The 21,714-nt window shown below is 40.8% G+C and carries 17 protein-coding genes; 8 read left to right on the top strand and 9 right to left on the bottom strand.

Annotation, left to right across the window (positions count from 1 at the left end; translation table 11 throughout):
• Nucleotides 1-42: 42 nt before the first annotated feature.
• A complete protein-coding gene (locus BMY70_RS04985) occupies nt 43-1,113 on the bottom strand; it encodes an efflux RND transporter periplasmic adaptor subunit (RefSeq protein ID WP_090332858.1) in 1,071 nt (356 codons plus the stop codon).
• A 388-nt stretch (nt 1,114-1,501) separates the two neighbouring features.
• Between BMY70_RS04985 and BMY70_RS30630 the strand changes: the two genes are divergently transcribed.
• From BMY70_RS30630 to BMY70_RS04975, 3 genes are all read left to right on the top strand, one after another.
• Complete coding sequence (locus tag BMY70_RS30630; protein ID WP_143072058.1) at nt 1,502-1,681, top strand: hypothetical protein; 180 nt, start codon at nt 1,502-1,504, stop codon at nt 1,679-1,681.
• Between the two features lie 139 nt (nt 1,682-1,820).
• Nucleotides 1,821-2,345 (top strand): GNAT family N-acetyltransferase, encoded by a 525-nt coding sequence (locus tag BMY70_RS04980; RefSeq protein WP_090332854.1) that lies wholly within the window; start codon nt 1,821-1,823, stop codon nt 2,343-2,345.
• 3 nt (nt 2,346-2,348) lie between these two features.
• Nucleotides 2,349-2,909, top strand: a complete 561-nt coding sequence (locus BMY70_RS04975; RefSeq protein WP_090332851.1) for a methyltransferase family protein — start codon at nt 2,349-2,351, stop codon at nt 2,907-2,909.
• Nucleotides 2,910-2,940: 31 nt separating this feature from the next.
• Here BMY70_RS04975 and BMY70_RS04970 read toward each other — a convergent pair whose 3' ends face one another.
• The 5 genes from BMY70_RS04970 to BMY70_RS04950 form a co-directional block, all read right to left on the bottom strand.
• The gene (locus tag BMY70_RS04970) at nt 2,941-4,728 is read right to left on the bottom strand and encodes a purple acid phosphatase family protein (protein WP_090334708.1); all 1,788 of its coding nucleotides are present in this window, start codon (nt 4,726-4,728) and stop codon (nt 2,941-2,943) included.
• A 26-nt stretch (nt 4,729-4,754) separates the two neighbouring features.
• Complete coding sequence (locus tag BMY70_RS04965) at nt 4,755-6,116, bottom strand: PhoPQ-activated pathogenicity-related family protein (protein WP_090332848.1); 1,362 nt, start codon at nt 6,114-6,116, stop codon at nt 4,755-4,757.
• A gap of 166 nt (nt 6,117-6,282) precedes the next feature.
• Entirely contained in the window at nt 6,283-7,926 is a 1,644-nt protein-coding gene (locus BMY70_RS04960) for a SusD/RagB family nutrient-binding outer membrane lipoprotein (protein WP_090332846.1), read from the bottom strand.
• Nucleotides 7,927-7,960: 34 nt separating this feature from the next.
• The gene (locus tag BMY70_RS04955; RefSeq protein ID WP_090334705.1) at nt 7,961-11,302 is read right to left on the bottom strand and encodes a SusC/RagA family TonB-linked outer membrane protein; all 3,342 of its coding nucleotides are present in this window, start codon (nt 11,300-11,302) and stop codon (nt 7,961-7,963) included.
• Nucleotides 11,303-11,492: 190 nt separating this feature from the next.
• On the bottom strand, nt 11,493-11,690 hold the full coding sequence (locus tag BMY70_RS04950; protein ID WP_090332843.1) for a hypothetical protein: 198 nt from the start codon (nt 11,688-11,690) through the stop codon (nt 11,493-11,495).
• A gap of 242 nt (nt 11,691-11,932) precedes the next feature.
• Between BMY70_RS04950 and BMY70_RS04945 the strand changes: the two genes are divergently transcribed.
• The 5 genes from BMY70_RS04945 (at nt 11,933) to BMY70_RS04925 (ending at nt 17,110) form a co-directional block, all read left to right on the top strand.
• A complete protein-coding gene (locus BMY70_RS04945; RefSeq protein WP_090332840.1) occupies nt 11,933-13,354 on the top strand; it encodes a BamA/TamA family outer membrane protein in 1,422 nt (473 codons plus the stop codon).
• 182 nt (nt 13,355-13,536) lie between these two features.
• Nucleotides 13,537-14,130, top strand: a complete 594-nt coding sequence (locus BMY70_RS04940; RefSeq protein WP_090332838.1) for a hypothetical protein — start codon at nt 13,537-13,539, stop codon at nt 14,128-14,130.
• Nucleotides 14,131-14,136: 6 nt separating this feature from the next.
• The gene (locus BMY70_RS04935; protein WP_090332835.1) at nt 14,137-14,844 is read left to right on the top strand and encodes a peptidylprolyl isomerase; all 708 of its coding nucleotides are present in this window, start codon (nt 14,137-14,139) and stop codon (nt 14,842-14,844) included.
• A 191-nt stretch (nt 14,845-15,035) separates the two neighbouring features.
• Nucleotides 15,036-16,055 carry a porin family protein gene (locus tag BMY70_RS04930; protein ID WP_090332833.1) on the top strand — a complete coding sequence of 340 codons (1,020 nt, stop codon included), beginning with the start codon at nt 15,036-15,038 and terminating at the stop codon, nt 16,053-16,055.
• A 110-nt stretch (nt 16,056-16,165) separates the two neighbouring features.
• Complete coding sequence (locus BMY70_RS04925; RefSeq protein ID WP_090332830.1) at nt 16,166-17,110, top strand: SDR family oxidoreductase; 945 nt, start codon at nt 16,166-16,168, stop codon at nt 17,108-17,110.
• Between the two features lie 161 nt (nt 17,111-17,271).
• Here BMY70_RS04925 and BMY70_RS04920 read toward each other — a convergent pair whose 3' ends face one another.
• From BMY70_RS04920 to BMY70_RS04910, 3 genes are all read right to left on the bottom strand, one after another.
• The gene (locus tag BMY70_RS04920) at nt 17,272-18,342 is read right to left on the bottom strand and encodes an isoaspartyl peptidase/L-asparaginase family protein (protein WP_090332828.1); all 1,071 of its coding nucleotides are present in this window, start codon (nt 18,340-18,342) and stop codon (nt 17,272-17,274) included.
• A 575-nt stretch (nt 18,343-18,917) separates the two neighbouring features.
• Nucleotides 18,918-20,561 carry an alpha-glucan family phosphorylase gene (gene glgP, locus BMY70_RS04915; protein ID WP_090332825.1) on the bottom strand — a complete coding sequence of 548 codons (1,644 nt, stop codon included), beginning with the start codon at nt 20,559-20,561 and terminating at the stop codon, nt 18,918-18,920.
• A 29-nt stretch (nt 20,562-20,590) separates the two neighbouring features.
• Complete coding sequence (locus tag BMY70_RS04910; protein WP_229209488.1) at nt 20,591-21,652, bottom strand: DUF3500 domain-containing protein; 1,062 nt, start codon at nt 21,650-21,652, stop codon at nt 20,591-20,593.
• Between the last annotated feature and the right edge of the window lie 62 nt (nt 21,653-21,714).

The raw sequence follows: 21,714 nt of genomic DNA, 5'->3' as shown, positions 1-21,714 counted from the left end.
AACGCGAACGATGCCGCAAAAGAATCTGACGAATAAAATTGATTATTTAACTTTGACAGCCGAACTTGGTTTCAAAGCCATAATTCCGGAAGTAATCAGCGAATCCCCCTGCTGCAAACCATCCAGTATCTGGATTTTTTTATCGGTACGCAGACCCGTAGTAACCATCAACTCTTCCGCTTTTCCATTTCTCACGACAAACACCTTCTTGCCTTTCAATACCGGAACAATTGCTTCTGTCGGGATCATAACCGCCTTATTATTTGCTGCAAGATTTGCCTTCACTTTCACAAACACGCCCGGAACAAATTTGCCGACAGGATTTGAAGCAAGAGCGCGGATTCGCAGCGTTCTAAGACTTTCATCAACTTTTGGGTCCAGTGCGATCACTTTTGCAGAGTAGTTAAAAAGATCCCCATCCAGATTAAAGGTAACCGGACTTCCCACACGAATATTGGAAGTATATTTTTCGGGAACCGTAAAATCTATTTTAATCGGATTACTTTGAATAATGGTAACGATGGGCGTACCCGGAGCCAGGTATGCACCTTCGCTGATATTTTTCAATCCAATCCGCCCGCTGAACGGTGCGCGGATTTCTGTTTTTTCAAGCTGTGATTCGATTACTTCTCTTTCCGCATCAAGAACCCGGATGTTGTTGGACGTGACATCGTATTCTTCAAGATTTATCGCTTCGACCTTTAAAAGTTTCTGCTGGCGCATTTCTATTTTTCTAGCCAGCTCCTGGTTGTATTCTACTTTTTGAAGTTGTGCCTTTAAATCGCGATCGTTAATTTTAGCAATCAACTGCCCTTTTGTGATTGCGGCACCTTCCTGAATATTGAGTTTTACAAGTCTTCCTGAAATTTCAGACATCAGCGTTACCTCTTCGTTCGGCAACACGGTGCCAGACGCAAAAATCTGATTGTCGACCGTCTCCATCCCCACAACGTAAACATCAACAGGAATCGCACCTGCTCCGGCTGACTTTCCACCCGATTTCCCTCCGCCCGAAACGCTACCGGATTTCTCACTTTCAGATTTAGGAAACACATAGATTTTACCTAAAACGAGAATGATCACAATAGTGCCTATCAAAATTACAGTACGCATATTTTGTAAAACTAAATTCTGTACAAATTGTATATATATTAATTATATTTCCTTAAACGAAGTATTTAAAGATAGTTCATATTGCACAAAGTGGCAAAGTAGATGTTTTATACTTTTCTTATTCATTAAATATTGACGGAAATGTTGATTGAAAGTTAATGTGGATAATTCAGCCATTTATTTCATTCCTCTAAACCTTCAAGAACAGCTTCTACAAATCCTCCGCATCTTTTCGCTTTTCCCAGACGCGTCGGAAATGAAGGCCTGATCAGCTATCTGCCACACGGTTTGGGTACAATCCACTTCGTCCGGAATGGCATAACCATGAAGTTTTATTCTGAAAAATCGGCTGCTTATATAGCGGATGCGGAGGGTATCGTCGTCAGCTATGACTGCAGCACTAATTTGTAAAATGTATTTATGGTTTGACAATGCTTCCTCCTATCGCAGGATTTTGGGAAAATTTGGCGGTGGGTTATCAGGGCCGAGCTTTTTATTTGCGCGGGAATCTGACTACGCTCGTCATGGACAATATCTTTACCTGATTGGAGAGATAAACCCACGTTAAAAATGATTCTTTATGTATTCTAAAAGTGTGTGATCCACACGGATTTTTTTAATGACAATTATAGCACTTCTGTCTGTAGTTGCTGTAAATTCGCAGACGGCACTTATGAGTGTTCATAACCGGTTTAAAACAAATTTGCATGCAAGACAACAAAATTGATATAACCAGAGTAACAATTAAGGATCTAGATATATTACGGCGAATCGGAATCCAGACTTTCACTGAAACTTTCGCTCCCGTTAATACAAAGGAAGATATTGACATTTACCTTGATTCCGGTTTCACCTCCGAGAAACTAACTGCTGAAATCAATAATCCTGACTCCCAGTTTTATTTTATTAACATTGATAACAATACGGCAGGTTATCTCAAAGTAAATCTTAGTTCTGCACAAACCGAATTGCAAGACCCCGATAGTCTGGAAATTGAGCGAATTTATGTTCTGCAAGAATTTCAGGGACAAAAGGCGGGACAATTGCTCTTCTCAAAAGCAATGGAGATTTCGCGTGAACATAAATTGAAATACGTCTGGCTCGGTGTTTGGGAAAAAAATCTTAAAGCCATAAAATTTTATGAAAAGAATGGTTTTACCGTTTTTGATAAGCATTCTTTTAAACTTGGCAACGATTTACAAACAGATATTTTGATGAAAAAACAAAATTGACCCATGAGCTCATTGTTTACCGCGACCTATGTCATTTGGTTTCTGACCGAAGCTTTACTTAATCGTCTTCTTCGTTCAAAAAGCACTGACAGACAGCATACGGATAAAAACTCGCTTGCAATTATTTGGGTAACCGTCGTACTGGCCAATGTTCTTGCGGTTTATATCGCAATGAATTTTCGTTTTTTTATTTATTCGACGCCCGCGTTTCACTATATCGGACTTGGTATCATCATCACCGGTATAGTACTTCGATTTGCTGCTGTTTTCTCGCTTGGAGCATTTTTCACGGTGGATGTTACCATTCGCGAAGATCATAAATTAAAAAGGGACGGGATGTATAAATATCTCCGTCACCCTTCCTATTTTGCTTCGCTTCTGTCTTTCGCAGGTTTCGGCATTGCGCTCAACAATTGGGTAAGCCTGTTATTAATTATTGTTTCTGTTTTAACCGTATTTACTTACCGGATTAAGATTGAAGAGAAACTTTTGATCGAACAGTTTGGTAATGAATATCTGGATTATAAAAAATCAACCAGCGGCTTGATCCCGTTTTTGTATTAGATTTATTTATAAACCAGTAGCGATTTTCAAACTACTTAATAATCTCAAACGCATCTCTCACCACCCCGTCGGGATCCAGGCATTGATACGTTAGGGTATTTCCCTTCATCGCAATATGCTGGTAAAGAGGCCCGTCCTGGTATCTCTTTACTGCATAATCTTCTGCAGGCCACGCCTCCTGCTTTCCTGGAATACTTATTGACATCGTATAAATTGTTCCCTGCGCAGGCGAGGCCATCGCTTTCCCGTTGTTCATTGGTTTTGTTCTGAGGTAGTAATGCATATGTCCGTTCATAACCATATCTACATGATATTTGTCAAATAACGTACACCATTCTCTACGAATCTCATCATAAGGTTCGACGAAATTGTAGGGAGGAAAGTGAAAGAAAACAAATTTCCATCTGGCTTTGGAAGTTCTTAGTTTTTCTTCAAGCCACTGTGTTTGTGCGGGGACAGAAAGTGTGGCGTCGATCATGATAAATAATGCATCCTGGTAGTTAAAAGCATATGTCATTTCCTTTGGCAAACCTTCCGGACCATTCGCCGGCAGGCTGAACATTTCCTGATACATCCCAGCACCCAGTCCGTCCTGACTATCATGATTCCCCGGAACAGGCATCAAAGGTTTGCTCTGAAAAATGTCACCGGAATGCATCCAGAGTTCATCCCATTCATCTCTGTTCAGACCGGTACTGACAAGATCCCCGGCGATATCAAAAAATGAAATATCAGGGTGACGTTTCAATGATTTCTGAGCCATGTCACCCCAGATCCCGGATTCGTGCGTATCGCCAAACCAGATAAAAGAAAATCCGTCATTACCTGACTTCTCTGTTTTAAAACTCGCGATATGCGACCATTCTCCGTTTTCACAACCAACTTTGTAATTATAAACTGTTCCCGGTTTTAGTTTATCAAGTCTTGCGGTATGTCTGAAAATATAGCGGTCATTTTGTAATAACCTGTCTTCTATTTTAGACGACAAACCCTTTGACACCAGAGTATCGTTTCCATTACTTTCCCAGTATTTAACTGTTGCAAGACCCGAAGATGCGTTGGTGCGCCATTGAATATCCATCGCCGTTTTCGGATCACCGCTCATGGTAAGCATAATCTGATCCGGTTTTTCCGAGGAGGGTGCAATGGTTTTTCTAAAAGCGTCAACAAGATGTGCTTCACGTGCACGGCCGCGAACGGTTGTAAAAAGAATTTGTCCATCCAGCTCGGCAGGTATCTCCGTCAGGATCAAACTATCCCAATCATGATAGGTAAATGCACCTTTTTTCATAACAGACATGGGAAACTCGGACGGATAAACATTTGTCACCTGAAGATCCGCACTTTTTTCGCGAGCTGCGACGCTTATAAAGTACACAGGGCGGTGCTTATCAAACCCATTAATCCCAAGTTCAACAGCTCCCTTATCAAAATCCTTTTGCCAGACTTCATAGTCATATTCTTCGTTTTTCACGACCATTTGTGTCTTCTTAAAACCAGTTTCACTAAGCCAAAAAGGGATTTCCAGCTGTTTTGTGTTTCGCATTAAGGACACTGTAACGGGCGTATTCACCTCAAATGTCCAGAATTTGGTAGCGAGAACATGCTTTTCATCATTGGTAAGAAAATTAAGAATATAACGCTGACGAATGGTGTCCAGCTGCTGGGCATTGAGATCATTGTAAAGTCTTGTTACAACCTGATCCATCACTTCTCTGACAGTATGCGCACTTTCCGTTTTTTCACTTTTACATGAACAATAAATAAAAAATATCAGGAGCGAGCTGGTTAAATTTTTCAGGCTAAAATAGCTTTTCATAATCAGGAGGTTGGAATCGAAAAACATTATAATAAGGCTTTGCTATTCGTTAAAAAAACTCGTGTGCTCTCAGTATAAGTCCCGCCGTTCTTATCCTTGTATTTCAGGTCAATATAAAATGCACGAAAACCGCTTGATGGAAATGCCTGATTTATGTTAATGCTGGATTTATTTTTAATTCCCAGACTTTTACCGGTCCATTTATCATCGCGAATATCCTGATCTTTCGAGTCGGCTGACCATAAAATCACGTCAACTAAAAGATCCGAGGAGGCTTTTACGGAGAGACTCACTCCCTTTTTATCAGTCGATTGCGTCCACTCGCATAATGGGTATGGCGTATTTGTAAGTGTATTCCCAAAAAATGCACCTAGAGCTTCCATCGCCTGCCTTCCTCCACCCAAATCATGGCCTGCATTTGGCACATAATGCAGCATATTATTACCGGGAATGCCGTTTAAATAATTCTTGATATTATCTACGACCCAATATTCGTCGTTGGTTCCCATCACGATCAGTTTTGGCATTGTCAGTTTTGCCCGGTAGGAATAAGGGTCAATCATAATCGTGATCGCAGATCCTTCGGGCGTGTTGCTATTTTGTGGTATGCCCAGCTTTACATAATCCTCGATCTGAATACTGTAATCTCCCCAGGATTTAATTTGATAATCAAGGCTGACCGGCATGTTCAAAATGTCTATAACCATTGGCGCGATCGCCGCAACTCTTTTGTCATTAGCACCCGTAAGCCAGGTTGTCCAGCCTCGTTTTGAAGCGCCCGAAACGACAAACTTTTTTACCTCATGATTTAGTTTTTGCTTCGAAAATTCCTGTACTACATCCATGGCTCGTACAGCACTTTTTACCATTGGGAAAAGCAGTGGCCAGGTATAATCTCTGTCCTTTTTGAAATGATGCAACGTATACGAAATCAGGGCGTCCTCAGTTAAATCCCCAAAAAACGGCTGGTTTGGTGTTTGTTTTAATAGTGCCACGATGGCTTTATTTTCTCTTGCAATGGTACTCAGAGAATTAAGTAAATTATCATCCCGCTTATTACCCCAGTTTGGTAGGCCTTCTTTATTTGATCCGCCTGAAATAAATAATAAGGCGCCATCAAACTTGTTTTCCTTTGGAACAATGATGGTCAATTGATGCGTCCAGGTGAATTCACGCCACTTCTGCGAGGTTACTAATAAGCTGTAAAATGTATTTTCCCCTTGCATAAAAGTTTCTTTCAGCTCCCATTTCAGTGACTTATCGCCATTATTCAGATAATCCCGAAGTGCAGTTTCCGGTGTTGTGGAAACCTGCGCTTTCAGATTCCTGCCACACAGCAAGCAAATAATCAGAATACAAAAAAGCAATTTCAAAGGGTCATTTTTCATTAGATGGAGGTTTAGTATTTAATCTTCTCATCCATACCGGGAAGGCGCATCGGGTTCAATAAACAGACTTAAACTTTCTCGCACAAAACGGTAAGAACGTATGCCTTTGAAAAGCAAAAACGGGCGAAAACTAATCGACCCGTTCTTGTTTACAATTAAATTTCGGTTACCAGGGCTTATTTGTACCCTGGATCAGCCACTGTTTTGACCAGGGGCTATTTTCCTGATCAGCTTGTGAAAAACTCGTGATTTGTAATTTGCTTAACGCTTGCTGCGCATTGGCTTTATTAATATTGATCTCGTCACGCATATAGTAGAAGCGCACAGGAAGTACTTGTCTTTTTGCAGAAGGACCCGCTTTTAGTTCAGGAAAACCTGTCCTCCTGTAATCAAACCAGGCTTCGGTAGCAGCTGTCCAGCCGGCGATCCACTTTTGCTCAATTATTTGCCTTAACGTATTATCAAAAACAACGCCTGGCTGTGCCATATATGCGGCATAGGAATTCGAAACCGTCCAGGTATTGAAGGACGCTTTAATAGCTTCCTCGTAATGTGTTTTTGCACTTCCTGCTGCCCAGCCCTTCAAAGCCGCTTCTGCCAGAATAAAATGCACTTCCGCAGCCGAAATCATACGAACTCTCAGCAACGGCCCTTTTGCTAACTTGTACATGTTATTTAAAAAAGAAACGTGCGGATTATATGACGTCTGCCCCGGTGTTGGATTAAGATTATAAGCGGAAGGCAAAGCAGAGAAGCTAGGCGGCAAACCAACATATTCGGGATCGGTATCAATTTGTGCGCTTCCAACCTTATCAGGAGAAAGCATTCTTTTTCCATCCACAATTTTGTCAGTGCCCGCCGGAAGTGATGCATCGACGACCAACGGAACCTGAACTTTATTTGCCCATATTGCAAGTCGCGGATCTTTCAATGCCTGAAGTTTTTCCACAAAAGTTGCACACATTTTTAATCTTCTGTAATTACTTCCACTCGCGTCAAATACGGTATCTGCAGGCCAGGAATCATTTTGGCTGTTTCCGGCAAAACCCATTGTGGCATCATCGGTATTAGCAAGGATTAACGGATACTTATCGGCGTTTGCAATAATTTTTTCAATCCCGGCTTTTGCGATATCCGGCTGTTTCGAAGAAATACGCATGTAGTATCTTAAAAGCAGGGAGTTCGCCATTTTTCTCCATTTCACAGGATCACCACTGTAATAAACATCAACATTGTCTACAATACCAGCGTATTCACCTTTTGATTTTGATAATAATGTATTCGCTTTCTCCAGGTCTGCAATGATACCGGCATAGATCACGGACTGATCGTCAAAAACCGGTGTGATATTGTCTGTACCGCCTAATTCTCCTTTGAGTGCATTTGTATAGGGAGCATCTCCCCACAAATCCGTAATCAGACCGAACATAAAGGATTTCATTACCAAAGCAACGCCCTGATGGTATTCAAACTTCATTTCGACAGCCCGGTTGTAAAGCAAATCGTTATTTCTTAAAACATCATAGTATTTGTTCCAGCTCTGATCGCCGCCCCACTCATAATCGTTGTGCTCAGTCGCCCATGCGTCTTTTTGTGTATGCTGCACAACGCCGGCAATATTCTGATAACCAAGATCTACATAAATTTTTGCTGCTTCGGTCAAAACTGTCGGCAGGATCAGATTCGGATTTACGGATTCAGTACCTACTCCGTTGGGATTCTCGTTGAGCTCAGTCAGGTCCTTACATGAAAAAGTAAGGCCGCAGAACAGTAAGGAGAATGTTATGATTTTTTTGCTAATTCGTTTCATAATGATTTTTTTTCAAACAGTTACGTTTTGATTATCAGAAAGTTAATCCAAGTTTAAAACCTACCGGTATTACCCATGGAGTTACATTATAACGTTCGATTCCCTGACGGAACTGAGTTCCGGCCTGAGCAGATGATTCTTGTTGAAACGCCGTTTCAGGATCGATACCGATCTTCGCCTTTGTCCATAACATAATGTTGCGGCTATATACGGAAATGTTAGCAGCCTGTACACCAATTTTTCTCACAAAACTGGCAGGAAGTTCATATCCCAGAGACACTTCACGAAGCTTGATAAACGATGCATCAAAGGTTGCTGCACGCATAAAACTCCAGGGATAATTATCGCCATATGGAATATATTTTGTGTCTTTCCCGCCAAGATTTTCCGTATAACCTGTGATATTTCCTCCTTCATCGTATGTCGCTATCACACCCGGATTAAATACAGCATAATTGTATGTATTCCCTCCATATTTATAAGGGAAACCGCCGTATTCAGCCGTGGGGCCCCCGACAATCGGAAAGTGGTTTCCACTGATTTTAATATATTTATCAGGATCAGAAGTTAACATATTTGCCAGCGCATCTCCCGAAAGCCCGTTTGGATTAATCAACTGATCCAGAAATCTTTGAGACTTTAAATCTGACTCAGAGTAGCGGTAAGTCTGAGAAACAAAGTTTCCACCGTTTCGCCAGTCGAAAGTCATATTCAGACTGAATCCTTTATAGGCCAGCGTTGTCTGCATACCTAAAATAAAGTCGGGATTGAAGTTTCCAATTTTATTTCGGGTATTGGAATAACTTACACTTTGCCAGGAACCTTCGTCGTCAAGAATTGGATATCCATAATATTTTGATGATTTATCGGTAACCGTGACAATTTCTGCGTCATATAAATCTCCGATTTGCTCACCGACATACGTTCTTGCGCCTCCTTTTGCATCAGACCAAAGATCATAGAATTCCAGTCCATCAGAAAGCTCTTTGATGGTAGTCCGGTTGCGCGACCAGTTGGCTGTAATATCCCAACGCCAGCCATTTTTATCAAGCGGTGTTCCACCAAGTGAAAGCTCAACGCCCTTACTTACTAACAAACCTGCGTTAATATTTTTAGAGGTAAATCCACTGGATCCTGGTAAAGTTGTCGGAATGATCTGGTTTCTGTTTTCAACCTGGTAGTATGTTCCCGCGAAACGAAGTTTGTTTTTGAACATATTCAGATCAATTCCCGCTTCATAGGACGTAGCGATTTCCGGCTTCAAATCAGGAAGTAATATTTTTCCTGATTTCGAAAGACGCGTAAGGCCATCCCAGGCGCCGGCGTCTTCCAAAGTTGCAAAGAGACTATAAGGATTGGTATCCTTTCCAACTTGTGCAACACCTCCTCTTAATTTAAACAAATTGATCTGTTCAGAAACCGGAATCATTTCATTTAACAGGATGCTAAGTGACGCTGACGGATAAAAATAGGAACGGTTTGCCTTGGGAAGAGTACTGGACCAGTCGTTACGTGCGGTGACGTCAAGAAAAACCATGTCACGGTAACCGAAGTTCGCTAAGCCATATACGCTGAACACAGCTCTTTCAGAAAAATAACTTTCATACCGTAGATTGGCAGGAGCAATATTTGCAATTGTATATAATCCAGGTATAACCAGACCTGTTCCGTTTTTTGTTGCATTATTGACATCTGTATTCTTTTGATAACGCGTGTTCCCCCCAGCTGAAACCGACAAGCTGAAATCACTGATATCTCTTTTGTACGTTGCAAGAAAATCTGCGTTACGTTCAAATCTCTTCAAATTGATAATACCATACCCTCCTCTTGAATCGTTGGTGTAACTGTTTCCGATTTTTGTCTCACGCTGCTCGTTGTAAGTATCCAGGGAATACCGCCCCATTAAACTCAGATGCGGAGTAATCTGTAGATCAGCTTTCAGGTTTCCAAAAACACGATCACGGACAAAGCTGTTGTTTACTTCATAAGCCAAAAAGTATGGATTATTGTAGTCTCCCTGAGCCTGAGATAATTGCTGCAGTCCTTCCTGCCCTGGCACCCAGTAATTTTTCAGATCACGAATGTCGATATGTGGAGAAACGGCATAAGCCCATTGAAGCGGATTTGTACCCCGGTTTCCGGATGGACGGTTGTTCGAATTATTTCTACTGAAATCGATATTTGTGCTGATCGTTAATTTTTTGCTCGCTTTAAGAGATGTGCTCACGTTTAGAGAATTGCGAAACAGATCCGAATTAGGTACAATGCCGCGGTTCGTCATGTTTGAATACGAAAGACGATAAGTGATCGACTCGGTATTATTTGCGATAGAAACACCATTGGTTGTTGTGATACCGGTTTGGACAAAGTTCTTGACATTGTTTGGGTGCGATACCAGTTCTGTCGCAATCGGATTTCCATTCGCGTCGAGCGGACTATTCCATTGAATTGCTTTATATCCTTTATCCAGTTCCGGGCCAACGCCCCCTGACGACCCTTCTTCAATTTCCAATATTCCCCCCGGGAAAGGATTGTTATCGGGTGTAAAAGGTAAAACCCCTGTCGCAAATTTCGAGTGCATTTTGAGAAAACGGTACGGTTTATCAAACACGGTATTTGAAGTAATAGAAACCGTCATTTTTTTCGCTTTACTACCGCTTTTTGTGGTTATCAGAACGACGCCACTACCCGCTCTTGAACCATAAAGTGCTGCTGCACTAGGACCTTTCAGGATCGAAACACTTTCAACATCGTCCGGGTTGATACTGGAAATGGCATTTCCGTAATCGACACGGTTGTCATTACCAACCTGACTGATATTATTCAAAGTGCTCGCGATCGGCACCCCATCTACCACAAAAAGTGGTTGATTATCACCACTTAGTGAAGTAGCACCACGAATAATCATGCTAACCGACGAACCTGTTCCGCCCGTTGCACTGATCGAAACACCCGGAACTTTTCCGGAAAGCGAATTCAAAATATTTTCCTGAGCAACTCTGCTGATTTCTTTTCCATCAACCTGACCAACTGAATAACCCAATGAACGTGCTTCGCGTTTGATATCAAGTGCTGTGACCACAACTTCCTGTAACGTTTCCGTTCCTTCTTTTAAAGCCACGTTGATAACGGATTCATTTCCAACCGGAATTTCCTGATTTTCAAAACCGATAAATGAAAATACCAAAACAGGATTTTTGGCTTCGTCAATTGATAAGGAATACTTACCTGATGCATCGGAAGTCGTTCCTATCTGCGTTCCCTTTAAAATTACATTGACCCCCGGAATTCCGGCTCCGTCATTGGACGACGTAATTCGCCCGGTAATTGTCCGATCTATCTTTTTTGGGAATAACAGAGCATTCTGACGGCGCATTGATGCATTATTTACAAAATTGCCGTTAAGGCTGTTTGCAAACACAATCGACGCATTGAATCCTGCCAGTAAAAAGAGGATCATCAAACATCGAAATGTTGATTGAATAATTGTTTTTGAGTTCATTTTACAAGAGAGTAATTGTTAAAAACATAGATTGATGATTTGGGATTGGAATTAATTTCATATGTCATTCTTCTCTTAAATTCTGTTCAGGCTCCCCTCCGTTTTCTTTGAGAAGCTGATTGAAATAAATTTCAAGAGCATCGGAATATTTTTGCTGTTCGCTTTCGTTATTTATACCTGCCAGCAATTCCGCCAATTCTTCCCCGGAAAGCTTGTTAGCGATCAGTTTATTGATCAGATTTTCAGCCCGGGAAGGTGTCATATTGTTAGGTTGTTTGTCTTTGATAGGATACTTAAAGCTGGAAAGAAGAGACTATTATTTGTAGTTGTTTTTTTAAAACTTAACGATTCCGTAACATGTCGGCACTACCTGACCTTTTAGAGGAGAAGCACGGGTTTATTTAGCGCTGACGCATTATTCCAAATGATTTAAGCGTATTTTTGAAAAAATATAAAGTAAAACAAAGTCAAAATTGTTTCAAAACAGAACGTGGAAAGAGCAGAATGAAGGAAACCCTACGCTATCAAAATACTTACTTTTTACTTTTTTTATTACTCTTTACCAAAACTTTGCATGCTCAGGTTCCGGCGGATACCATACCGCAGGTCATTCTGGGAGATATTCTTGTGGAAGGCAATCACCGGACAAGAACCAGTATTATTACCAGAGAACTTGCTATTAAAACGGGTGATACAATCAGAAGAAATTTGCTGGCTGAGACTTTGGAAATTGACCGGAGAAAAATAATTAATACCAACCTGTTTATAACGGTAGAAGTTTTTCCTGAATTAAATCAGGATTCGATCCGTACCAATATCAGGATTGTTGTTAAGGAACGTTGGTATTTCATTGCTACACCCGTTTTCCAGCTGGCAGACAGGAATTTTAATGAATGGTGGTATGACAGGAACCGTGATTTCAGCAGAATTATTTACGGCGTTTATATGAGTTACGGAAACGTAACGGGACGGGCCGACAAATTACGGGTAGTCGCAGAATTTGGCTTTATACCAAAATTCGAAGTTTCTTATTCTTTGCCTTATCTTGATAAAGCGCAAAAAACCGGCATTACAGTTGGTGCATCTTATTCGACTAATAAGACGATGGCTTACCGGACGTGGCGTGATAAATTAAGTTATCTTAATAGTGAAGATATCAATAAAAAACGCTTTTACACGTTCGTTTCATTAACCCGTCGTAATAAATATTACACCTTTCATTCCTTAGATCTGCGTTGGAGCAATACCCAGATTTCGGATACGATAGCTATCTTAAACCCCAATTACTTATTAAAAAGCAGGACAGATCAACAATATTTTCAGTTGACTTATTCTTTCAGCTACGACAAACGGGATAACTTCCAGTATCCCTTGCGTGGAAAAGTGGGAGGTATTCAGGTATCGAAAATTGGATTGCTGCCTTCTGATAAAATAAATCAGGCTTACGTTTACGGGTCTTATAAACATTTTTTCCAGTTGAGCGAGCGGTTTTTCGCGAATTCCGGTATCCGGGCACGCGCATCGTTGCCGCAAAGACAACCCTATCTCCAGACGATCGGACTGGGTTATCGCAACGATCTTGTTCGGGGATATGAATTATACGTGGTAGACGGCCAAAATTATGGTTTGCTAAAAAACGAATTGAAGTACAAAATTTTCTCTACACAAAAAACGATACCCTGGATTCCCATACGCCAGTTTAACACAATCCCACTGGCCGCTTATCTAAATACTTTCGCTGACGCAGCCTATGTCAAAAACAGCTATCCTGAGTTAAGTAACACCAGATTGGGGAATAAATTTATCTATGGCGCGGGTGCTGGTGTGGACATTGTCACCTTCTATAACATTGTCGCGCGTTTCAACCTCACCGTCAATGGTAAAGGTGAGCGAAGGTTCTTTTTCAATATTGGAAGAGAGTTTTAATTTTCTCAAAAAACTGTGTAAAGTTTTCCTGAAAGTTGGTTTACGGTTATTTTATAACCATTCGGCACACAATTTTATCAATCATGCAATAACAGACTACCATTTTACCATAAATTAAAGCGGTTATAAAAAAAGAAAATCATAATAGTTAGATTTGCGGTACATATACCTTTTAGCGAAACATGACTTACTCTATCACGCTTAGAAACATTTTAGTACTTATTCTTCTGGCAGTTGCATTTCAAAACTGTAAAACCAAAACGAAAGACGAGCAGGAAGCAACCGTTACAGATTCTGCTTCTCTAACCAAGCCGGCACCGGAAGAACTTAACAGCGACCAGTCCGCATTGCTTCAGGAAATTCTTGGCACATCAACCGAAGGCGTTTTCAGGGGAATCACCTTCGGCGATCCGCTGAGCAAAGTGAAAGCAACCGAAACATACGAAATGTTTGAAGATGCGGCAGACCATGTCGGATTTACCAAAGAAACCGAAAAGCTTGAAACGATCGATATCCAATATTTTATTACCACCGATAAGAAGGTTAATAAAATTATGATCGACGTTTATTTGAACAGTCCGGATGCGACAAAACAACTATGGAACGCAGCAAAAGGACATTTTACCGAATTGTACGAAGCTCCGAAGGAAAAAGATAAAACCATATCCTGGTTCAAGAATTCCGTACATGTGACAATGGAAGATGTATCGGAAGGGAAAGATTATGGACTAAAATTTCAGTTCACGCCTGATAAAAATGTACTTGCAGCTAAATAATTTAAAATGAAATTAAATCGACTGACGTTATTGACAGTTTTCTGTCTTTTTGCACTAAATACTTTTGCCCAGAAAAAATCAAAAAAAGATTATCTGGTAACGATCGATACGGATCTGGGAAAAATGCGTGTGATCTTATATGATGAAACTCCAAAACATAAGGAGAATTTCATAAAACTTTCAAAAGACAAGTTTTATGACGGGCTGCTTTTTCACCGGATTATTAAAGATTTTATGATTCAGGGCGGCGATCCTAATTCGAAAAATGCAAAACCTGATGACGTTCTGGGACGAGGAGATAATGGCTATAAAATCCAGGAAGAAATCAGACCGAATCTTTTTCACCGCAAAGGCGCCCTGGCTGCCGCCCGCGATAACAACCCGAAGAAAGAGTCAAGCGGCTGTCAGTTCTATATTGTAGAAGGACGAAAATGGAGCAAAGCTGATCTGGATAAACAAGCCGCCCGTGCAGCAAGAAAACTGACAGATGCTCAGAAAAAAGTGTATGAGACAGAAGGTGGCACACCTCACCTGGACGGAGCATACACCGTTTTTGGCCAAGTTATCGACGGAATGGACGTTGTTGATGCGATCAGCACTAAACCAAAAGACGAACGCGACAGACCGGATAAAGACATTAAAATGAAGGTTTCCGTCAAGAAAATGAGAAAGAAAAAGATTACCAAAAAATATGGATACGTTTTTGCCAGCTAGCTTCTGATAGCCAACATAGATAAAAAGTTTGCCCAATTTGATAAAATCCCCCAAGTCCTGAAATAGGGAATTGGGGTATTTTTTTGTGGAACAACATCATGTCACTTTGTGACGATAATCAAATGCTACGTCTTATTGAAGTAAAATAAATTCTATTACTCAGTCAACGTGCTGTCAAATTACACTTCATTATGACAAATAAACTTATTTGTGCTTTGCTTCTGGCCGGCATCATTTCTAAAAATGTTTCCGCCCAACCTGCCGGTAAAAGTCAGGTAACAACGGAAGACAAAAAAGTGGTTCAAAACACTATCTTAGTTGATTCCGTAAAAAAACAAGAAACTGTTAAGGATATCACCGAAAAAGTGGTTGAAGCAACATACAGAAATTATCCTCAGCAAAGCGGACAACCAACTATTATTATCAACAACATCATCGTTCCGCCTGATTATTATAAACAACAAACGTCTTCGCCAGCTCCACAAAATATAGCAAATCATACTTCACGTGACCTTCGGGATGATGAAGATTACCAGACCTGGCTTCGTGAAAGAAAATTGCAAAAAGCATCCGTTGCGGAGAGCGGCATTTCAGAGATTAGCGATCAACAAAACAATTTTAATACAGATAAAAAGAAAGTAACATTTCAGCAGCGATTCGGCGAACGTCCGGCGAGAAATTCAGGAACCTGGATAATTCCGGTCGTAGGCGTTCACGCTTCGGTTTTAGGTTCAGATGAAAATAACAACAACGAATCCGGAAGAACAGGATGGAATGCCGGTGTCGACGTAAGGATGCGCATGAAGAGATTTTTTATTCAGCCAGGACTCCATTACTTAAATTCCTCCATGGCGCTGATCGACAAGGACAGTGTCGCGCATACTAAATTTTTCGACGGACCCAGAATTCATTCCCTGAAATTACCTTTCCTTCTGGGTATTTATCTTACCAAGGCCAATAGCGGATTTTTCAAATTAAACTTAAAAGCGGGAGTTGTCGGAAATTATATTCTGGCGGTCGACAAGAATAATCTGGCGCAATTCACCAAGGAAAATATCAACGAATATTCTTATGGTTTAAACGGTGGCATTGGCCTTGAATTTGGCTTAGTTTCGCTGGATTTCAACTATGAGGGAGGTATCACAAAATATTTCAAAGACAGTGACACAAAAAATAATATGCTCCGCATAACGCTTGGATTCAAGATTTGAACTTCGGACTTGCTTTTTGATAAAAGCTGCCTTTCAACATGAAGGGCAGCTTCATTTTTTTTTGGTTTTTATATTTTATATTGCTCCAAAACAACTATTGCGAACTCTTCATGACCGCTACTTCCACGAATTCTGCTATTTCAAATTCTAATAAAAAACGTGTTTTAATCACCGGTTCGAACGGACTTCTAGGACAAAAACTGGTTGAACTGCTCTGCCAGAATTCTTCCATTCAAACGATCGCGACAGCCCGTGGCGATAACCGGTTACCTTTCACCGATTCGTATGACTATCACGCCATGGATATCACAGATCCTCATCAGATTGAAACTGTTATTGCTTTAACGAAACCTGATGTTATCATTCATACCGCCGCTATGACGAATGTAGATCAGTGCGAAATGCAGAAAGAGGCGTGCTGGAAACAGAATGTAACCGCAGTAGAGTTTTTAGTCGAAGCATGTAAGAATCATAATATATTTCTTGTTCATGTTTCGACAGATTTCATTTTCGACGGAAAAGCGGGACCCTACACAGAAGAAGCCAAACCAAATCCAATCAGTTTTTACGGATGGAGTAAATATGCTGCCGAAAAAGCCGTTATCCATTCGGATATAAAATGGGCAATTGCCAGAACAGTTCTCGTGTACGGAATTGCTCACGATATGAGCCGCAGTAATATTATTCTTTGGGTAAAAAAATCACTGGAAGAAGGAAAGAATATTCAAGTCGTAACTGACCAGTTTAGAACTCCGACGCTTGCAGAAGATCTTGCCCAAGGCTGCTTCTTAATTGCAGATCAGGAGGCAGAAGGTATTTTTAATATTTCCGGAAAAGAACTTTACACGCCGTACGAAATGGCAATTACAGCCGCCGATTATTTCGGTCTAGATAAGTCTCTGATTTCTCAAACGGATGCATCTGCATTTTCTCAACCGGCAAAAAGACCTCCACGTACCGGTTTTGACTTAACGAAATCAGAAAACGTACTTGGATACAAGCCACATTCATTCCTGGAAGGCATCGCATTGCTGGCAACCCAGATTGGCGCCTAGCGGCTCGCACCGATTTGCAATCGGTGCGGTTATGGTGCAGCGTTTGCAACGCGTGTTCTCTATGTCAGGTTTATTTTTCGTTTATTGGATTTATTTTAACTGCCACTTCTTTTACGCGCGTTAAAAATGCGAAACCAAGCAACACTGATTGCAAATCAGCGTTAGCGTTTCTCATCTTTATAAATCATTACTTCGCTTTTGCCATCTTTGATATAACCACGGTACATACCTTCACTATTGAAAGGCATCGCTATATTCCCGTTTCTATCCAGGGCAATTACACCGCCTTCTCCTCCTCGATCAACCAGCTTTTTCATCACTACTTCGTCAGCAGCATCTTTTACTGATAAACCCTTATATTCCATCAACGAAGAAATATCGTAAGCGACGACCGATCGGATAAAAAATTCGCCATGTCCTGTTGCGGAAACAGCACAGGTTACGTTATTGGCATATGTCCCTGCACCGATAATTGGCGCATCTCCCACCCTCCCATATTTTTTATTAGTCATTCCGCCGGTCGAAGTTCCAGCCGTCAGATTTCCAAATTTGTCCAATGCCACGCAACCGACGGTACCAAATTTTTTGCCTTCCGTAAAAATCAGATCTTCTTCTTTTTGATAGCCTGTCTTTGGTGATTTTTTGATTTCGTCTTTTTTGTTTTCAGTATGGTCCAATTCTACTTTCTCTTCCTTTAACGCTTTTTGCAGCGCTTTGTAACGCGCTTCTGTATAAAAATAGGATGGATCGACGATCTCTAAACCTTGTTCTTTTGCAAATTGATCTGCACCTTTTCCAGCCATCATGACATGCGGCGACTTCTCCATCACCGCGATCGCGCCTTTGATAGGGTTCTTTATTGTCGTGACGCCTGCAATGGCTCCTGCTTTCAGGGTGTTACCTTCCATAATTGCCGCGTCCATTTCATTTTTTCCTTCATGCGTGAAAACTGCACCTTTACCAGCGTTGAACAGTGGTGAGTTTTCCATAACCATAATGGTGGCCTCGACGGCTTGCAGACTTGTGCCTCCCTTTTTTAAAATTGCGTACCCATTTTGAAGTGCCGTATTAAGGACTTCTCTATACGCTTTCTCTTTTTCCGGGGTCATGTTGGCGCGCGTGATCGTTCCGGCACCTCCGTGAATTACCAAGGTGATTTTATCAGAATAATCCTGAGCGAAAGAAGTATGAGTAATTAAAAGCGCAAAAATAATGCTGTAAATAATTTTCATCTAGGAGTGAAGGTTAGATTTTTGACTTTCTCAAATCTACTAACTATCATTTGAATTCGGGATTTTGAGTTCACTTTTTTTGCCGGGCTTTGAAATAAGCTATCCACAAACCAATGAAAATCGCAACTGAAGTATAAAAGGATTTGAGCAAATCTTTTTCTGATATGAAGGCATGTGTAAAGACCCAGGCGATATCCGCCGTTGCGATAACAAGAAAAGGAAGCATCCACTTTTGCTCGAATACCGATCCAATCCTCGCAACCTCCGAAGTATTCTCCTGATTGCCGGCACAATATATCTCATCAACGATAATAGAGTGACTAAGATCGCAATAAAAATACCTACCAATACCAGCATGAATCTCGAATCGGTATATTCAAAAGTATATTGCTTCATTTGAAACTAATATTGTAAATTATAATATGATAAAATTAAACTCGACAATATTAGCTTCCGACCTCATTCTTTACAGACGGTTAACTTATGCAACGATAGTTTTCGCGCAAAACCAGAAAGCAAAGAGCGCAAAAGTTTAACCTCTGCGCTCTTTTACTTTTTATGCTATGTGTGAAAAATCAATACAGCTTTTCATAATATTCCCTGGCCATCCGATCTGAATTAAATTCTTCGCTGACGTCGTTCATACTATTTAAAACCAGACGCTGCCATTCTTGTTGATCCTTGTAATATGTCGGAAGAACTTTGTTTTCAATTACTTCAAACAGATTATCACAGTCTACCTTATTTATATCGTCTCCTTCTGCTACGGGAAGTATGAAAGAGTTTTCCTCATTTTTAGCAAATTCACAAATCCAGCCATCGAACGTTGAAACGTTGAGAGAAGCATTCATAGCGGCTGTCATGCCACTTGTTCCGGATGCCTCCCGCGTTACAACCGGCGTATTAAGCCAAACATCTGAACCATCTTTCAGCAATTTGGAAAGTCCGAGTTCGTAGCCAGTTAAAACTGCCATATTTGGAAAATAATGGCTCAGATAAAAAAGATGATTGAAGGTATTGATAGCGCCTTCGTCTTTTGGATATGGTTTACCGGCCCAAATAATCTGAATTGGAAAATCAGCATTTTCAAGCAGCGTTTTGAATCGTTCAACATTCCACGTCAAAATATCAGGGCGTTTATAAGCAGCAAACCGACGGGCCCACACAATCGTCAACACATTGGGGTCAAAAATCTTTCCGCACTGATCCGCAACTGTTTTGAAAAGTGTAGTTTTCAATTCTTTTTTTCTTACTGAAATCGCTTGGGAATCCTTCTTGATTCTTGCATTTTCGAGAACAGGATCAACCCAGTATGTATTGTTCTGAGCATTTGTAATATGCGTTATTTCACAAATGCCCGGAAAAACATTCCACATCTTTCTTGATACTTCACCATGTAACTTGGATACTCCGTTCGCCTTTCGGCTTAACCTCAACGCAGCAAGTGAATGATTAAAGATATTATCCTTTATTCCGGTTATCTTCCTTACTACATCCATTTTGAGGCCGGAAAAGAATCCTAAATTTTCAAGAAAATTAATATCATGTTTTTCGTTTCCTGCCTCTTCGGGCGTGTGTGTGGTAAACACCATCCGTTTCTTTAATTCAGGCAGTTTTTTATATTTCTGATATAAATAAAATGCAGCTGAAATTGCATGAGCCTCATTGAAATGATAAACATCCGGCTGATATTTGAGCTCATCCAGTAATTTCGCCCCCCCTATTCCCAAAACCATACACTGCGCTACCTTCATCGTAACATCTGCATCGTATAGTGAATAAGAAATAGCTCTCGCCTCTTCATCATTTCCGTCAGTATCGGTGGTCAGAAAAAACATTGGAGCGGTTTTAAAAACTTCCGGCGCCAGGTAATAGGCTCTTACCCAGACATCCTTTCCCAAAATCGGAATAGAAAAATGGATTCCTGTATCTTCCAGAAAGTGATAAATCTTCTCATGAAATTGTGGTTCCATACTATTATCTCTTTTCCGTCCCTGGTCATAATATCCATATTTCCACAACATACCTACGCCGGCGAGATTCTGATTTAAGGCATAAACACTTTTCATATGCGATCCTGCAAGGAAACCCAGACCACCTGAATATGTTTTTAAAGCCTGATCCAGAGCGAACTCCATGGAAAAGTAAACGACTGATTTTGTATAGTTTTTATCCGCTTTAAACGGATGCTGGAATGGCACAGAAAATGGCTGCTTCATCGAAGAGTGATTAAAATGAAAGATATTTTCTAATGATTGGCGTGCATTTTTTGATAATGCAAACGCAGTAAATCTTCACCGAAGTCGTTTGTTAAATCTCTTACAACGGTGTGAATATGGTTGCCGTTATTTTGGGTATTATCCAGCTCAATCAAAATCGTTGGTCCCTGGATGCGATAATAGTATCCTGCGCCCTCTTTAATTTGCGGCTCCATGTCTCCCATCCAAGCAAAATGTATGCCATTCAGCCCAGATTCCTTCAATTTAATCATTTGTTGATCTTTCAAAGTCACATGGTACCGGTCGAGATAAACAGAAATCAGACGAATAAAAAGCGCCTTTTGAGTGTTTGACATATCTTTCATCGCTATCCCCTCCGGTTTAAGCGTGATCAGATTATTTCTTTTGTTGGTGGTCAAAATTTCCCACGGCGCCTTCTCTGAAAGAATTATCGTTTTTTGCTGTTCAGGAGAAAAAGAATGCAGCAGCTCAAATGCAACATCCTGTTCGTCTTTCAAAATCCGTTTGCCTTTTTGAGGAACCTCAGCTAAAACTTTTCCCGGGTTTGATCCGAAAAAGCCAGGAGTAAAAGTGATGTTTTCGCCTGCAATTGTAAAATGAAGTGAGATATGGTGCCCCTCCATACGCCATCCCCATGGCTCCTTCGGTCCGGGCTTACCAAAAATCAGAAAGGAATAATTTTCGGGATCACGGTATGTATCTGTAGATGACTTATTTTCAATCACCCGAAGAACATTTTCAAGGTCCACGATAGCTGTAATTTTTTTGTAGCCGCCAACGCTCAAAACGGATTTTACCATCGCAAAAGCTTTCGCTTTCTGACCTTCGTTCATGTTTTTCAACGTCAATCCTTTCCGGGACCGCGGCACATAATTCCAGTCGAAACGAAGAGAATCAGCGAAAGTTACGCTGGCATTTTTCCTCTGTCCTGCGTCAAGACTTTTGATAAAATCTTCAACACATGCCGTCATATCAGCTATCAGCGCTTTTTGCTGCGCATTTACATTATTGGCAATAAAAAGAAGAAAAAGCAACAAACCTGGTTGAAAGAACCGGCGATTATTTTTCATAGTAGTTTGTTGATTGGAAAGAGTTTGCAATAAAAAAGAGCGGATCAATCTGATTATACTGT

The organism is Dyadobacter koreensis (genome assembly GCF_900108855.1).
Taxonomy (GTDB): domain Bacteria; phylum Bacteroidota; class Bacteroidia; order Cytophagales; family Spirosomataceae; genus Dyadobacter; species Dyadobacter koreensis.
Note: the sequence above shows the minus strand (reverse complement) of the source record. Positions and strands in the feature narration are given on the sequence as shown.

Coding starts and splice junctions, on each gene's coding strand:
- BMY70_RS04985 (WP_090332858.1), bottom strand. CDS start 1,113: ATGCGTACTGTAATTTTGATAGGCACTATTGTGATCATTCTCGTTTTA.
- BMY70_RS30630 (WP_143072058.1), top strand. CDS start 1,502: ATGACTGCAGCACTAATTTGTAAAATGTATTTATGGTTTGACAATGCT.
- BMY70_RS04980 (WP_090332854.1), top strand. CDS start 1,821: ATGCAAGACAACAAAATTGATATAACCAGAGTAACAATTAAGGATCTA.
- BMY70_RS04975 (WP_090332851.1), top strand. CDS start 2,349: ATGAGCTCATTGTTTACCGCGACCTATGTCATTTGGTTTCTGACCGAA.
- BMY70_RS04970 (WP_090334708.1), bottom strand. CDS start 4,728: ATGAAAAGCTATTTTAGCCTGAAAAATTTAACCAGCTCGCTCCTGATA.
- BMY70_RS04965 (WP_090332848.1), bottom strand. CDS start 6,116: ATGAAAAATGACCCTTTGAAATTGCTTTTTTGTATTCTGATTATTTGC.
- BMY70_RS04960 (WP_090332846.1), bottom strand. CDS start 7,926: ATGAAACGAATTAGCAAAAAAATCATAACATTCTCCTTACTGTTCTGC.
- BMY70_RS04955 (WP_090334705.1), bottom strand. CDS start 11,302: ATGCGCCGTCAGAATGCTCTGTTATTCCCAAAAAAGATAGATCGGACA.
- BMY70_RS04950 (WP_090332843.1), bottom strand. CDS start 11,690: ATGACACCTTCCCGGGCTGAAAATCTGATCAATAAACTGATCGCTAAC.
- BMY70_RS04945 (WP_090332840.1), top strand. CDS start 11,933: ATGAAGGAAACCCTACGCTATCAAAATACTTACTTTTTACTTTTTTTA.
- BMY70_RS04940 (WP_090332838.1), top strand. CDS start 13,537: ATGACTTACTCTATCACGCTTAGAAACATTTTAGTACTTATTCTTCTG.
- BMY70_RS04935 (WP_090332835.1), top strand. CDS start 14,137: ATGAAATTAAATCGACTGACGTTATTGACAGTTTTCTGTCTTTTTGCA.
- BMY70_RS04930 (WP_090332833.1), top strand. CDS start 15,036: ATGACAAATAAACTTATTTGTGCTTTGCTTCTGGCCGGCATCATTTCT.
- BMY70_RS04925 (WP_090332830.1), top strand. CDS start 16,166: ATGACCGCTACTTCCACGAATTCTGCTATTTCAAATTCTAATAAAAAA.
- BMY70_RS04920 (WP_090332828.1), bottom strand. CDS start 18,342: ATGAAAATTATTTACAGCATTATTTTTGCGCTTTTAATTACTCATACT.
- glgP (WP_090332825.1), bottom strand. CDS start 20,561: ATGAAGCAGCCATTTTCTGTGCCATTCCAGCATCCGTTTAAAGCGGAT.
- BMY70_RS04910 (WP_229209488.1), bottom strand. CDS start 21,652: ATGAAAAATAATCGCCGGTTCTTTCAACCAGGTTTGTTGCTTTTTCTT.